We start from the raw sequence: 14,082 nt of genomic DNA, 5'->3' as shown, positions 1-14,082 counted from the left end.
TCAGTAATAAGCTCCTTTCAAATAATTTTTGAAAGGGGTTTTTTTATCCTTAATTGTACTAATAACTGGAGGATATACCATAAACTTAAAAAAAGAGTGGAAAAAGAGGTGTGAAATCATGACAGTTCATGTCGTGAAAAGTGGTGAATCTATATGGTCAATCGCACAGAGCTATCAGGTACCCCTCTCATCAATTATAGAGGCAAATCAGCTTAACCAAAATGAAACGATCATTCCTGGATTAGCACTTTATATTCCTAATAATGGCTTACCTATAAGGTCACAGATCGTTTCACTAGGAGATACCATTAGCAATTTAGCGAAAAAGTTTCAAACATCGATTAATCTTATTCTAATGGCAAATCCAGGGATTAATCCATATCAGCTAAGAATTGGACAAAAAGTAAATATACCTTCTCCACTAAAATTAGTAATGGAAACTCTCGGTTTTATCGTTCCGTATTCTCCAAAGTCATTCCTGCCAGTCCTAAATCAAATAGCTAGTAATCTCACCTATTTATCAATTGTTTCCTACTCATTAACATATGAAGGATATGCGTATATCCTTTTGGATGATACAGACCTTATTACTGAAAGCAGAAGACTGAATGTCGTTCCACTTCTAATGATTAGAAATTTCGTAAATGACGAATTTAGTCCGGATCTCATTGGTAGAGTACTTGAAAACCCGCGTTATCGGCAAAATTTAATAAATAGTTTAATGAGTTTTATTTTACAGAAAGGGTATGGAGGAGTAAGCATTGATTTTGAATTTATTCCTCCGCCAAGAAGACTGGATTTTAATCTGTTTCTTTCCGAATTGAAAGGAGCATTAGGCTCTCTCATTCTACATGTAAATGTCCATGCAAAAACAGAAGACATTCCAACGAATCGAATCATCGGAGCATACGATTATGAAGCCATTGGGAGAGCAGCGGATATTGTTGCTGTCATGACAATTGACTATGGTTACCCAACAGGACCGCCAAATCCTGTTTCACCATTATGGTGGATGGAACAGGTAATCCGTTATGCAACCAGTTTAATTAATCCGCAAAAGCTGCAAATTGCCTTGCCTTTGTATGGCTATGATTGGAGGCTTTCCGATAACAAAACGAGTGCCCATTCTCTCCTTGGCGCACAAAATTTATCTATTGCAACTGGTTCGGTCATCAATTACAATCCTCAGGCTGCTACACCATCGTTTACTTATTGGCATGGAGCGGAAGAACACATGGTCTGGTTTGATGATATTCGAAGCTTTCAAGAAAAATATAAGCTTATCGATCAATACGGTCTTTTAGGTACAACCTACTGGCAGTTAAGCCTTGCATTTCCACAAAATTGGTTTTTTATGGATCAAAACTTTCTAATTACGCAGTGAATCTTGTGTTATTAATCAATTGTCTGCAATTCATCTTCAAAATAAAACATACTCGGATTTTCTTTAATGGTATAAGAATATCTTTTCATATTTGCAATATAACTAGATTTATTTATCGTGACTTTTTCTCCTGTTGAAATTAAAATAACAACTTCATCCGCTTCGAATTTATTATTACGTTTCATTGTCATTCCTTCTTTCTGTTTTATCATAAAGACAAAAGAGTATAAAAAAAGACGCCAATAAGGCGTCTTTTTACGTATTGCGGCGATGACTGCACGCCACATTCGTGCATTTCCTTTGAAGGACTGTCCATCGGCTTACGCAATTAGCTCATCGCATATCTAATATAACATATATAATAAATAATAGCAATCAACACGTAATGACATTTTATTATAGAGCAAAAATGACACTTTATGAAACCTTTTAGGCTCATTTTCGTTTATTATAAAGATATAACTTTGAAATGGATATAGTAGGGAGATACGATGAAAAGAATTCAGCCAATTTGGGAAGCAATTAGAAGGTTTTGGCGTAATAAGCATCTAACAAAAATATTGCTGCTCATTTTACTTACACTTGTATTATTAACCATACTCTTTTTTGCCTTCATAGCCGCTACTGCAAATGTGGAAACGTTAAAGGAAGGATTAAAGCAATCTACTGTCATCTATGATAAAAATGAAGAAGTTGCTAGCCATTTAGCTACTAATCGGTCAGAGGGTGTTTCGATTGAGGAATTACCTGTTTATGTTAAAAACGCAATTGTAGCTATTGAGGATGAACGTTTTTATGAGCATAATGGTTTTGATTTGAAGGGGATTGCACGAGCATTCTTCAAAAATCTGTTTGCCGGAAGAATAACTGGAGGCGGAAGTACAATTACTCAGCAGTTAACAAAAAACGCTTTACTTTCATCTGAAAAGACGTATAAACGTAAAATTGAGGAGCTGTTTCTAGCTGTCGAAATAGAAAAGAACTATAAAAAAGATGAAATATTGCAGATGTATATGAATCAAGTTTATTTTGGGAGCGGAGCTTGGGGCATAGATCAGGCTTCGAATAAATATTTCAATAAAAGTGCTAAAGACTTAACAGTAAGTGAATCTGCATTACTTGCAGGGTTATTGCAATCACCCTCTGGAAGGGACCCTTTTAAGCATTATGATCGTGCGATCGAGCGTAGAGATGTCGTTTTAGGAAAAATGAAGGAACACAAAATGATTAATGACAGTGAATATGAGGAGGCAATTTCTGAAAAAATTGAATTAGAGGAAGGACATGGCAGCTTCATTGAAAGAAAATATCCTTATTATGTTGATGCCGTCCTTGACGAAGCTATTAATCAATACGGACTAACACAAGAAGAAATTTTTACAAGAGGATACAGAATCTATACAGAAATGGATCAAGATCTTCAATCCAATCTTGAAAAGATATATGAAAGGGATTCACTATTCCCGAGAGGAAAAGGTGGTGTCCTCGTGCAAAGCGGTGCCGTATTATTAGATCCACAATCAGGCGGGGTAAGAGGTCTTGTAGGCGGCAGAGGTGATTATGTATTCCGCGGTTTTAACCGGGCTACCCACATTAAAGCTCAGCCAGGCTCAACCATGAAGCCTTTATCCGTATATACACCTGCATTAGAGGAAGGCTACCAAGCAACCTCTATCTTAAGGGATGAGCCAATGAACTTCGGGGACTATAAACCAGAAAATTCTTCGAAACAGTACGGTGGAGACGTTCCAATGTATAAAGCTGTTGAAGAATCTTTAAACATCCCTGCTGTCTGGCTGCTTGATCAAATTGGGCTAGATAAAGGGCTTGATGCTTTAAAACGTTTTGGCATTCCGCTTGAGGAAGAGGATGAATATTTAGGGATTGCTTTAGGAGGAATGCATAAAGGAATTTCACCAATGAAACTGGCAGAAGCGTATTCTACCTTCCCAAATGAAGGGAAGCGACATGATGCTCACCTTATAACTAAAATTGTTGGACCGACTGGCAATATTATTGCTGAAAGGAAGAAAAAAACAGTTAAAGTCACCTCAAAAACTGTAGCCAAGCAAATGAATTCCATGCTTCTTAATGTTGTAGAATCTGGAACAGGAGAAGCAACGAAAATAGATGGCGTTCAAATTGCAGGAAAAACTGGAACAACACAGCTGCCTTACAATGATATAAATGGTACAAAAGATCAATGGTTTGTTGGTTACACACCTAATATTGTCGGAGCAGTATGGTTAGGTTATGATCAAACAGATCGTGAACATTATTTATCGAGCAGCACGACGAAAACGGTTGTCCCTTTATTTAGAGAAATCCTTGAGCAATCGCTTCCGTATATTGAAAAAGATGACTTCTCGACAAAATCTGTAAATGAGAAACTAGCTCAACAGAAAGAACAAAAGGAAGTCAAACAAACCATTAAGGATTCTGCTGAAAAAATAAAGGAAGAACTACCCAAATGGAAGGAAAAGCTGATGAATGTAGTGGAAGAGCTTGACCAATTTGGCGATTTCCTTAAAGATAAATGGAAAAATACTTTTAATAATTAAAATAAAAGGAGAATAGCAGTCCTCAAAAAAGGACACTATTCTTCTTTTATATTCACAGAGTGTTATAATATGGATTATTAAGCTAGCGATTTGAAAGCAATCGCTATTTCTCAACTATCATACTGCTAGCAAATGATAGCAGTATGATAGATCGCATTTACAGGAGGGTTTTGCATTGTTATGAGTGAAGATAAACGTATTCAATTAAATGTCCGTATTGCAAATGAAACGTCTAAAAAGCTAGATGAAATTGTCGAATATTATCAGCAAAATACAAAGCTTGGCAGAATTTATAAAGGTGATGTGCTGACTGATATTATTGAGAAATCCTACGATGTTATGAAAAAACAGCAGAATGCCAATAAGAAATTCTAAATTTTACCATTAGATTGAATATTTACAAAACGTCATTGTCAAAATAGTTAGAATTATATACTATTCAAATAAGGATGGTGATATAATGCGAACAAGAACAAATAGAGAAACAAAGAATTTAGATCATCTGAAATTTGGATTAACAACCTTATTCTTGCATGTATCATTTTACTGTTTAATCGTATTTATCTTACTTTTTTTTATGGAGCTATTTAGTTAATTCAATTTCTGATGCTATTACTTTTAATTGAAGGGTAAATAATGTTATTATTAAGGCTGAACTTAATAGTAGGAGATGATTACTCATGGCAAAAAAAGGATACATACTTATGCAAGGCGGAGAAAAAATTGAATTTGAACTATACCCGGACGTAGCTCCAGGAACTGTAGCCAACTTTGAGAAGTTAGCTAATGAAGGTTTCTATAATGGACTTACTTTTCACCGTGTAATTCCTGGTTTTGTTAGCCAAGGAGGCTGCCCAAATGGCACAGGAACTGGCGGACCAGGCTATACAATTAATTGTGAAACAGAAGGCAATCCACATAAGCATGAAGTAGGTTCGTTATCAATGGCACATGCTGGAAGAAATACTGGCGGAAGCCAATTCTTTATCGTGCATGAGCCTCAGCCACATTTAAATGGCGTTCATACAGTGTTTGGAAAAGTTACTTCTGGAATGGAAACTGTAAAAGCTATGACTAACGGAGTCGTAATGGAGAAGGTCGAAGTTACAGAAGCATAATAGGTGAAGGATGGAGCCAATTTTTTTGGCTCTTTTTCTTTTCCCGTGTTTTTTCAACGAATAGATCCCATACTAATAAAAAAAGGAGTCGTACTTATGGGAGCAATCGAAAGAAATGGGTATCGTTTTGAGCCAGAGTTCAGTGTTGTAGGAAAGAGTGGAGCTATACATGTAACCAAAAATGGTAAATTCATTGAAGAGGTTCATTTTGATTTTACTGGTGAATTTCCTGAGCATAATCAAATTGAAGAACTTGTCAACCACTATTGCTTTCAACACGGGATATAAATTTTGAAGCCTTGGAGCCTATTTTTATAGGCTCTTTTTCTTTAAATGACTAGACATAGTCATACTTTTTTTGTATTCTCCATAATAAGAATAGGAAAAGAAAGGGTGTCTTTTTTGAACCCCATTAAGGATCATTTAAAAGAAAACCTTGATCTTATATTTGTTGGCTTTAATCCGAGTATTCGATCTGCAGAAACTGGTCATCATTTTGCCAATCCAAATAATCGCTTTTGGAAAATTCTCCATGAATCAGGTCTTACACAGAAAAAATTAGATGCAGAAGAAGACTATAAATTATTAGATATTGGTTATGGATTAACGAATATTGTTTCTAGACCTACAAAGTCGGCAGATGAAATTACGAAGGAAGAATATCAGAAGGGTAGAGAAGAGCTGAAAAAGAAAATCAGGCCTCTTAAACCGAAAATGGTTTGTTATGTAGGAAAAGGAGTATATCAGGAATTTAGTGGTAAAAAATCACTGCCTTGGGGAAAACAGAAGGAATCAGTGATTCCAGGTATCGTTGATTTTGTGGCCCCTTCATCAAGTGGACTAGTACGAATGAAAATGAATGAAGTTGTAGCTATTTATGAAAAAATTCCACCGTTATTAGGCGAATTAAAAAATGTGGAAAACTAAACGAACTGGGAAGAGGAGCCAGACATTTGGAAACTTTTACAGAAAAGGCAGTCGCAATAATAAAAAATATTCCTCCAGGAAGGGTAATGACTTACGGCCAGATTGCCATATTAGCAGGCAGCCATAGAGGGGCAAGACAGGTAGTCAGAATTCTTCATTCTATGAGCAAAAAACATCGATTGCCTTGGCATCGAGTTGTCAATATAAAAGGAGAAATCGGATTAAAGGACGACGAACAATATTCCATTCAAAGACTTTCTCTCGAAAGCGAAGGAGTGGAATTTTTCAATAACGGAAGAATTAATCTCTCCAAGTTTCAATTTTCTCCTGAACAAGACGAATAAAACTCATTTAATAACCTGAAATGTACTTAATGTTAAGTACATTTCAGGTTATTATTATTAAAAGCTTATAATATACTATTTACATATTCCTCAACCATTTCAGACGTTACGTATTTTCTAGCTGGAACAATGCCTTGCTTGGAAATCTCATTCATCATAGAGGTTACTGCATTTATTTTATCCGTTGAAAATGCAAGGTCTCGTTTACAATTTGAAATGGCTTCTTCAATATAAGTCTCACGTTTTTGATCTAACTCCAAGAAGGTTGTAATCATCTTATGTTGCTTGTTTACATGTGCGGTTATCGCTTTATGGACACTCATTTTTTCACCCCTCAACTACAATTACAATCTATCATACCAATTAACTTTATAACCGTTAAGATGAAAATGTTATTTTTCCATCCAAATGGCTATACTAAATAGCTACTGATTTCATTTAAAGGGCTGGTTCAGTTGAGAAAAACTCTTATTCTTTCTATTAGTATCATGTTCATCCTAGCTATTTGTTCACTTATCCATTCGAAACAACTTCCTGTACAAGCAATTGAGGATAGCATTGGACTGGAACAAAAACTAAATAATCTTATTCATAGTGAACCTGATTTAAAAGGTGCCTTGACTGGCATCAGCGTCCGAAATGCGGCAACTGGTGAAATTCTATATTCACAAATGGGCGAGACCCGTTTAAAGCCAGCGTCAAATCTTAAACTATTTACAGCTGCTGCAGCTCTATCTATATTAGGTGCAGATTACACTTTTCAAACTGAAATACTAACAGATGGAGAGGTGAAAAAGAATATACTTAGTGGGAATTTATATGTAAGGGGTAAAGGAGACCCTACTTTATTAAAGGCGAATTTTGACCAAATGGCAAAGGATATTAAATCCCTAGGGATTATTGAAATTAAAGGCGATCTCATTGGAGATGACACTTGGTATGATGATGTTCGCTATTCAAGAGATATGAATTGGAGTGACGAAACTTATTATTATGGAGCGCAAATATCAGCACTAACTGTCTCACCAGACGAGGATTTTGATGCAGGTACAGTAATTGTTGAAGTAAAGCCTGGTACTGAAATTGGAAAGGAGCCATCCATTGATCTTCAGCCCACTACTGAGTATGTTGAAATAATTAACCATGCTAAAACAGTGGGATCAGATGAAGAGAAGACTATTACTATCGAGCGTATACATGGAACAAATACAATTATTGTTGAAGGGACGATTCCGGAGAAAGCAAAGAGCAAGAAAGAATGGATTGCTGTCTGGGAGCCTACACACTTTGCACTTGAACTATTTAAGCAAACATTAGAAGAGAATGGGATTCAGGTAGATGGCAGCCAGAGATTTGCTGCCACACCTATGAACGCCTCAATTTTGAAAAGTTATCAATCAAAGCCTTTATCTGAATTGCTGATTCCTTTTATGAAATTAAGCAATAATGTCCATGGAGAAGTATTGGTTAAGGAAATGGGAAGAGTGGTTAAAGGAGAGGGAAGCTGGGAAAAAGGGCTGGAAGTATTAGCATCTGAGTTATCTGAATTGGGTGTCAGGACCAATACAATTGAATTAAGAGATGGATCAGGCATCTCCCACATAAACTTAGTTCCACCTAATGAAATAACAAGCCTTCTTTTTGCTGTTCAAAAGGAACGATGGTTTAATCACTTTCTTCATTCACTTCCGGTTAGCGGAGCACCTGAAAGGATGATCGGGGGAACACTTAGAAACAGAATGTTAAACTCTCCTGCTCAATGGCAGGTAAGAGCAAAAACGGGATCAATTGCTTCGGTTAGTTCACTATCAGGTTATGTGGATACTAAAAGCGGGGAAAGGCTCATATTTTCAATCATCCTAAACAATTTATTGAACGATGCAAAAGGGAAATTGATTGAGGATAAAATAGCTTTAGTTTTAGCAGAGCAATAATTTTATGAATCACAGTAAAAGAATAATGGGGATTTTAGTACTAAGCAACTGTTTGGAGACTTAAACTTACTAATTATGGGAAAAACGGTCACTAAATCTGCTTTTAGCGACTGTTAATTACTTATATTGGAAAAAAGAGTAACCAAAACAATTATTAGTGACCGATTTTCACATTTTTTTACTTTTTAATGCACTAAACCTCTGATAAGCAAAAAAACGGCTCATACAGGGTGAGCCGCTTTTTTGCTTTTATTTATAAAGCTTTTGCTGCCTGAACATCTAAACTGATTTTCACTTTATCTCCAACTAAAACGCCGCCAGTTTCAAGTGCAGAGTTCCATGTTAAACCATAGTCACTGCGCTTAACGGAACCTTCAACCGTAAAGCCTGCTTTTTCATTTCCCCATGGATCTTTTCCAGATCCTTCATAAGTAACAGTAAACGTTTCAGATTTCGTCACACCATGCAGTGTCAAATTTCCAGTTAAATCATACTCATTATCGCCATTGTTTACAATTTTTGTTGCCTTGAAAGTCATGGATGGATGGTTTTCCACATCAAAGAAATCACCAGAACGAAGATGGTTGTCACGATCTTCATTTCGTGTATCAATGCTTGCTAAATCAACTGTAAATTCAATATTTGCTGATGTTAAATCTGCTGGATTTGCTTCGATCACCGCATCAAATTTATTAAAAGTTCCTTTCACATTTGCGATCATCATATGCTTGATTGAAAAATCCACACTGCTGTGTACCGGATCAATTGCCCATTTTGTGTTTGTCATTTTATTTTGCCTCCATATTGTTTGAATTGATTTAACTTGAATTCAAGATAATTTAATTCTAGATAAATTATATGAAAGAAACAAGGCTTTTGTCAACAAATTATTTTATTTTTTCATAAAAATCTATAACGTTCATGTTTCTATTCGGCTAGTGATACAATAAGGGGTAATAACTAGCGATCGAAGGAGATTCAGAGTATGACGCAGCTGGAGATGACTTACCTTGATGCAATTGAACAGACAAAAAATAAAATAATAGAGGACATGAATAATTATTTTGGTAACAAAAATATTATGCCTACATTCGAGGACTATCTTATTGACAGGGAACAGTATCTTGAACAAATTTGGACAAATATCTGGCTAAATAAGGCAACGAATAATGTACCGAAGCAAGAAAAAATAGCGTTCTTACTGGAAAAAGGGTTTGAAACAGACAATGTAAGCCGAAAGATTATTAATCACCTTTTTCGAACAGAAATGCGGACATATAAACCTTTTGATACATACCAATGGGTAAATGAAAAGTTTCATAACCGAACAGAACTGTGGTCTAATCAATATAAAAAGGCACATGCTGATTTTCTCCAAAAGGAGGAGGAAGACAGGCTGCGTATTGAAATGGTAAGACTGCAGGATCACATAGAACAATCAATAGATAACATAATTGATGCGAATGAAGAGCCATTATATTTATATATCAGGCATTTTACGGCAAAACAGTTTGCATCTGATTTGAAAAATAGACGAAGATTCGCTCCTGTTGATACTTTTGCTCTGGAAGAAAAATTAGTAGAAATTGGCGGGTTTGATGAAACTTCTTTTTCAACAATATCAAACTTCCTTCACGAGCTTACCGGTGATATACATAAAACACGGTACCATGGACGAACTTATTTTGAATACGAAACGTATTATGATCGATATGAAAGACTGTATGCGGAATATTTAGCAGATATTCTCCCAAAAATGGTGGTAGAACAGCTGCCTGATTCGATTGCAAAGGAGTATAAAAATACCTTCTCCGAAACAACTTTAACATCGATGATTGAAAACGTACTCGAATATGCGTATGAACCGTTAGCAAATGAGTTGATCGAGATCGTTCAGGATGAATATATATCTGACTTGCTTAAGCTTTTAACGATTCCCTTTGATTTAAATGAACATCAGAAGTTATATGAAGAGGCATTAGAAGATAGGGAACGGAAATGGAAAGAAGAGCAAGAAGAAATGGAGCGTAAAAAGGAAGAAGAGGAACGGATACTTGATGAAATATTTGGTCAAGAATATCACCCTGCTGTGGAACGAAATATTCGCTACACCTTGCATATCGGGGAAACAAATACAGGGAAGACGCACCATGCATTAGAAAATATGAAAGCTGCTGATAGCGGCATGTATTTGGCGCCCCTTCGGCTATTAGCACTCGAGGTATACGATAAGCTGAATGGAGAAGGGACCCCTTGCTCTTTAAAAACGGGAGAGGAGGAAAAGCTCGTCTCCGGAGCAAAACATATTTCCTGTACCGTTGAAATGTTCCATGAAAAAGAATTCTATGATTGTATTGTCATTGATGAAGCGCAAATGCTAAATGACAAAGATCGGGGTTTCTCCTGGTATAAAGCCATTACGAAAGCCAATGCAAAGGAAGTACATATTATTGGCAGCTGGAGCGCAAAAGAAATGATTCTCCAGCTGCTTGGAGATGCGGACATTGAAATATATGAATATAATCGTGACATTCCGCTTGAGGTCGAAAAGAAAGAATTTAAGATTAATCAAGTGAAAAAAGGAGATGCACTTATTTGTTTTTCCAGAAAACGCGTCCTTGAAACAGCCTCAAGACTTGAAAATACTAAGCATTCTGTAAGCATGATCTATGGAAGCATGCCTCCTGAGACAAGGAAAAAACAAGTACAGCGTTTTATACAAGGGGAAACATCTGTGATTGTTTCTACTGATGCCATCGGAATGGGCTTAAACCTGCCTATTCGCCGAATTGTTTTCCTTGAAAATGAAAAGTTCGATGGAACTAGGAGGAGGTTGCTCACATCACAGGAAGTGAAGCAAATTGCCGGTAGGGCTGGACGAAAGGGTATATATAATGTTGGAAAAGTTGCTTTTGTCTCGGATATTCGGACGATGAAAAGACTGCTTGATTCCGAAGATATGCCGGTTCAAACCTTTTCGGTCGCTCCGACAAATGCTATTTTTGAAAGATTTCAGAAATATTACCATGATCTTGAAACTTTTTTTGAGCTATGGGAGCAATTCGAAAGTCCGAATGGAACAAAGAAAGCTTCATTATCTGAAGAGATGGATCTTTATAACCGGATCCGTGGAACTGAAATCGAAGCTAGGCTGTCAATAATGGATCTTTATGGATTTTTGCATCTTCCTTTTTCAAAAAAAGAACCTGAATTAATCTGGCAATGGGAACAAACAATGTATGCGATCTTAAATAATTCCGAACTTCCAGAGCCAAGGATTAAAAAACGAAATCTCGAGGAATTAGAGCTATCCTATAAAGCAATTGGCCTCCATCTCCTGTTTTTATACCGTTTGGATCAACGAACCGAAGCACTTTACTGGGAACGGCTGAGGGAGGAAATTAGTGACCATGTACACGAAAGATTAAAGACAGATGTGAAAAATATGACGAAGAAATGCCGGCGATGTGGAAAAAAACTCCCATGGGAGCATGAATTCCACATATGCGATAATTGCCATATGAACCAACCAAGAAGAAGATACTGGGACTAACATAATGACCCATAGTAAATCACCAACGGTAGCCAATCTAAAGTCTATTGACAACCGTTGGTGATAAAATTTTATTAGAATGGTCCTCAATCAGCCCAATTGGATACCTAAGTGGAAGAAATTCTACCGAAACTTTACTGAATCAGTCCTATTGACTACCTAAGTCTACAGACTTTCACTAAATTAGTCCTCAATCAAAGGTATTGGTTACCGAAATGCCTTTTATATCAGAAAATTACACTCAATCACTAACTCAAAGGAAAAAACACCACTCACGGTTTTAATACTACCTTAATACAGTTATCCTCATGGTCATTAAAGATTTGGTAACCATGACCAGCTTTATCGAGAGGAAGCTTATGTGTGATAATATCTGTTGGATCAAATTCTTTATTTTTAATCATTTCATAAAGCTTGGGCATAAATGGAATCACAGGAGCCTGTCCCATTTTTAAGGTGATATTTCTGACGAAAAATGCCCCTAATGGAAATAAGTTGTAGTTCCCCCCGTAAACACCAGTCATTTGAACTGTACCTGCTTTTTTTACAGCCTTTGTTGCCATTTGAATTGGTCCAAGGATACCGCCTTGAAGCTTGAGCTTTTGTTCAAGGTATTCAAGCGGAGATTTTTTTCCATCCATTCCAACACAATCAATAACAACGTCTGCACCACCATGGGTAATTTCTTTTAAATGCTCACCCATATCAGGATATTTCGTGAATTCATATACCTCTACATGATTAATCCTTTTCGCATGATTCATACGATAGTCTAAATAATCCACTGCAATCACGCGTTCCGCCCCTTGCATCCAAGCAAATTTTTGTGCCATCAAGCCAACTGGACCGCAGCCAAGGACAATGACAGTATCTCCTTTCTTAACGCCAGCATGGATGACGCTCCAATATGCTGTGGGAAGTACATCAGATAGAAAAAGCAATGATTCATCTTCTAATTCACACGATTCTGGAATTACAAATGGGGTGAAATTTCCAAAAGGGACTCTCAAGTACTCTGCCTGCCCTCCCGGATAGTTTCCGTATTTTTCAGAATAGCCAAAATAGCCTCCTGAATCATAATGTGGATTTGAATTGTCACACTGGCTTGTTAAATCCTGTTCACAGTACGCACAATGACCACAAGCCACATTAAATGGGATTACCACCCGATCACCTTTTTTTACTTTAGTCACTTCTGCTCCAACTTCCTCTACAATTCCCATCGGCTCATGTCCTATGACATAACCTGGAGGCAGGGGCATATTTCCTTGATATAAATGTAAATCAGACCCGCAAATAGCGGTTGAGGTAATTTTAACGATAATATCATCATTCTTTTCTATTGAAGGCTCATCTATATTGTCAATTAAAACATTTTTCGGTCCTTGATACGTTACAGCTCTCATTCCCAACACTCCAGTCAAAAATTATCTTCAATTTAGTATTCACCTGTAACATCTCCTTACTCCATTAAATATTGGTACTGCTCCAAATTTAGTTAAATGAATAATAATTACATTCAGTCGCAAAATAACAGTGATTTTTTATTATGAGGAGGAGACTTATGCAATTCCAAAACCAGCAAGGCCAAGGTCAGATGCATCAAAATATGCATACAGGTATGGTTAATCAACAATTAAATCACGGCGGGCATGAAGTATTTGATGTACATGAAGTATTATCAGGTACAATTGGAACATTAGATTTGTATACATTGCTGCGTCCCCATGTAAAGGACCCAGAGCTGTTAAATATACTTGATCGACAAACTCAATATATGAAAACAGAGTACAATACAACAGTAGATTGTTTTAAAACTGGACAAGACCCTGCAATCCGAATGCAGCCTTACAATATGACACAAGGTAATGATTTTGTATACGGATTAAAGCCTTCCCAGCCGAAAAAACCCTTACAATCCGCATCCGAACTTACTGATGAGTGTATTTCCAGCTATATGCTTGGTTCACTAAAAGCAGGAGCAGGCTCAAAAGCACTGGCTGCGTTAGAGATAACCAATCCTGTTGTACGAAGAGTCATTGCCGACTCCGTTCCAAACTGCATTGAAATGGCTTATGAACTGGCTGTATATCAAAATAAACATCATTATTATCAAGTACCGCAGCTTGCCGAACAGGATATGGAGCAATTAGTCAATTCCTTTGCACCTGCTCCAATGAATGGGCAAATGCAAAATCCTGATACAGCGCATTAATCGTTTAGGCGATCCCATAATCGGGGGTCGCCTTTGTTTATGAGAT

The 14,082-nt window shown here is 36.8% G+C and carries 14 protein-coding genes; 10 read left to right on the top strand and 4 right to left on the bottom strand.

Annotation, left to right across the window (positions count from 1 at the left end; genetic code table 11):
* The first annotated feature begins 118 nt into the window (after nucleotides 1-118).
* Nucleotides 119-1,384 (top strand): glycosyl hydrolase family 18 protein, encoded by a 1,266-nt coding sequence (locus AN957_RS13970; protein ID WP_053476091.1) that lies wholly within the window; start codon nucleotides 119-121, stop codon nucleotides 1,382-1,384.
* Nucleotides 1,385-1,395: 11 nt separating this feature from the next.
* Here AN957_RS13970 and AN957_RS13965 read toward each other — a convergent pair whose 3' ends face one another.
* Complete coding sequence (locus AN957_RS13965) at nucleotides 1,396-1,671, bottom strand: hypothetical protein (RefSeq protein ID WP_053476090.1); 276 nt, start codon at nucleotides 1,669-1,671, stop codon at nucleotides 1,396-1,398.
* Between the two features lie 204 nt (nucleotides 1,672-1,875).
* Between AN957_RS13965 and AN957_RS13960 the strand changes: the two genes are divergently transcribed.
* The 6 genes from AN957_RS13960 to AN957_RS13935 all read left to right on the top strand — a co-directional run bounded on the left by AN957_RS13960 (nucleotide 1,876) and on the right by AN957_RS13935 (nucleotide 6,334).
* Nucleotides 1,876-3,945: a transglycosylase domain-containing protein gene (locus AN957_RS13960; protein WP_053476089.1), complete on the top strand. Its 2,070-nt coding sequence runs from the start codon at nucleotides 1,876-1,878 to the stop codon at nucleotides 3,943-3,945.
* 180 nt (nucleotides 3,946-4,125) lie between these two features.
* The gene (locus tag AN957_RS13955; protein WP_053476088.1) at nucleotides 4,126-4,320 is read left to right on the top strand and encodes a hypothetical protein; all 195 of its coding nucleotides are present in this window, start codon (nucleotides 4,126-4,128) and stop codon (nucleotides 4,318-4,320) included.
* A gap of 305 nt (nucleotides 4,321-4,625) precedes the next feature.
* Complete coding sequence (locus tag AN957_RS13950; RefSeq protein ID WP_053476087.1) at nucleotides 4,626-5,063, top strand: peptidylprolyl isomerase; 438 nt, start codon at nucleotides 4,626-4,628, stop codon at nucleotides 5,061-5,063.
* 96 nt (nucleotides 5,064-5,159) lie between these two features.
* The gene (locus AN957_RS13945) at nucleotides 5,160-5,351 is read left to right on the top strand and encodes a YbxH family protein (protein ID WP_053476086.1); all 192 of its coding nucleotides are present in this window, start codon (nucleotides 5,160-5,162) and stop codon (nucleotides 5,349-5,351) included.
* Between the two features lie 114 nt (nucleotides 5,352-5,465).
* Complete coding sequence (locus tag AN957_RS13940; protein WP_053476085.1) at nucleotides 5,466-5,990, top strand: mismatch-specific DNA-glycosylase; 525 nt, start codon at nucleotides 5,466-5,468, stop codon at nucleotides 5,988-5,990.
* 26 nt (nucleotides 5,991-6,016) lie between these two features.
* Nucleotides 6,017-6,334, top strand: a complete 318-nt coding sequence (locus tag AN957_RS13935; protein ID WP_075209150.1) for an MGMT family protein — start codon at nucleotides 6,017-6,019, stop codon at nucleotides 6,332-6,334.
* Between the two features lie 65 nt (nucleotides 6,335-6,399).
* Here AN957_RS13935 and AN957_RS13930 read toward each other — a convergent pair whose 3' ends face one another.
* Nucleotides 6,400-6,657, bottom strand: coding sequence for a YpbS family protein (locus AN957_RS13930; protein WP_053476084.1), 258 nt, complete (start codon nucleotides 6,655-6,657; stop codon nucleotides 6,400-6,402).
* A gap of 132 nt (nucleotides 6,658-6,789) precedes the next feature.
* On the opposite strand from AN957_RS13930, the gene dacB reads away from it, so the two are divergent.
* Nucleotides 6,790-8,268: a D-alanyl-D-alanine carboxypeptidase/D-alanyl-D-alanine endopeptidase gene (gene dacB / locus AN957_RS13925; RefSeq protein ID WP_053476083.1), complete on the top strand. Its 1,479-nt coding sequence runs from the start codon at nucleotides 6,790-6,792 to the stop codon at nucleotides 8,266-8,268.
* A 253-nt stretch (nucleotides 8,269-8,521) separates the two neighbouring features.
* Here the strand turns inward: dacB and AN957_RS13920 are convergent, their stop codons facing one another.
* Nucleotides 8,522-9,055 (bottom strand): YceI family protein, encoded by a 534-nt coding sequence (locus tag AN957_RS13920; RefSeq protein WP_053476082.1) that lies wholly within the window; start codon nucleotides 9,053-9,055, stop codon nucleotides 8,522-8,524.
* 198 nt (nucleotides 9,056-9,253) lie between these two features.
* Between AN957_RS13920 and AN957_RS13915 the strand changes: the two genes are divergently transcribed.
* The gene (locus AN957_RS13915; protein WP_056684697.1) at nucleotides 9,254-11,821 is read left to right on the top strand and encodes a DEAD/DEAH box helicase; all 2,568 of its coding nucleotides are present in this window, start codon (nucleotides 9,254-9,256) and stop codon (nucleotides 11,819-11,821) included.
* A 272-nt stretch (nucleotides 11,822-12,093) separates the two neighbouring features.
* Here AN957_RS13915 and AN957_RS13910 read toward each other — a convergent pair whose 3' ends face one another.
* Nucleotides 12,094-13,227, bottom strand: a complete 1,134-nt coding sequence (locus AN957_RS13910; protein ID WP_056684694.1) for a zinc-dependent alcohol dehydrogenase — start codon at nucleotides 13,225-13,227, stop codon at nucleotides 12,094-12,096.
* Between the two features lie 158 nt (nucleotides 13,228-13,385).
* Between AN957_RS13910 and AN957_RS13905 the strand changes: the two genes are divergently transcribed.
* The gene (locus AN957_RS13905; RefSeq protein WP_053476079.1) at nucleotides 13,386-14,036 is read left to right on the top strand and encodes a spore coat protein; all 651 of its coding nucleotides are present in this window, start codon (nucleotides 13,386-13,388) and stop codon (nucleotides 14,034-14,036) included.
* The last annotated feature ends 46 nt before the right edge of the window (nucleotides 14,037-14,082 follow it).

The organism is Cytobacillus solani (assembly GCF_001420595.1).
In the GTDB taxonomy this organism is placed as follows: domain Bacteria; phylum Bacillota; class Bacilli; order Bacillales; family Cytobacillaceae; genus Cytobacillus; species Cytobacillus solani.
This window is presented reverse-complemented; position numbering and strand designations above follow the sequence as displayed.

What these genes read in the sequence shown, in the direction of transcription:
- AN957_RS13920 (WP_053476082.1), bottom strand. Translation starts at nt 9,055, where the DNA reads ATGACAAACACAAAATGGGCAATTGATCCGGTACACAGCAGTGTGGAT.
- AN957_RS13930 (WP_053476084.1), bottom strand. Translation starts at nt 6,657, where the DNA reads ATGAGTGTCCATAAAGCGATAACCGCACATGTAAACAAGCAACATAAG.
- AN957_RS13965 (WP_053476090.1), bottom strand. Translation starts at nt 1,671, where the DNA reads ATGTGGCGTGCAGTCATCGCCGCAATACGTAAAAAGACGCCTTATTGG.
- AN957_RS13970 (WP_053476091.1), top strand. Translation starts at nt 119, where the DNA reads ATGACAGTTCATGTCGTGAAAAGTGGTGAATCTATATGGTCAATCGCA.
- AN957_RS13960 (WP_053476089.1), top strand. Translation starts at nt 1,876, where the DNA reads ATGAAAAGAATTCAGCCAATTTGGGAAGCAATTAGAAGGTTTTGGCGT.
- AN957_RS13945 (WP_053476086.1), top strand. Translation starts at nt 5,160, where the DNA reads ATGGGAGCAATCGAAAGAAATGGGTATCGTTTTGAGCCAGAGTTCAGT.
- AN957_RS13905 (WP_053476079.1), top strand. Translation starts at nt 13,386, where the DNA reads ATGCAATTCCAAAACCAGCAAGGCCAAGGTCAGATGCATCAAAATATG.
- AN957_RS13955 (WP_053476088.1), top strand. Translation starts at nt 4,126, where the DNA reads ATGAGTGAAGATAAACGTATTCAATTAAATGTCCGTATTGCAAATGAA.
- AN957_RS13950 (WP_053476087.1), top strand. Translation starts at nt 4,626, where the DNA reads ATGGCAAAAAAAGGATACATACTTATGCAAGGCGGAGAAAAAATTGAA.
- AN957_RS13915 (WP_056684697.1), top strand. Translation starts at nt 9,254, where the DNA reads ATGACGCAGCTGGAGATGACTTACCTTGATGCAATTGAACAGACAAAA.
- AN957_RS13910 (WP_056684694.1), bottom strand. Translation starts at nt 13,227, where the DNA reads ATGAGAGCTGTAACGTATCAAGGACCGAAAAATGTTTTAATTGACAAT.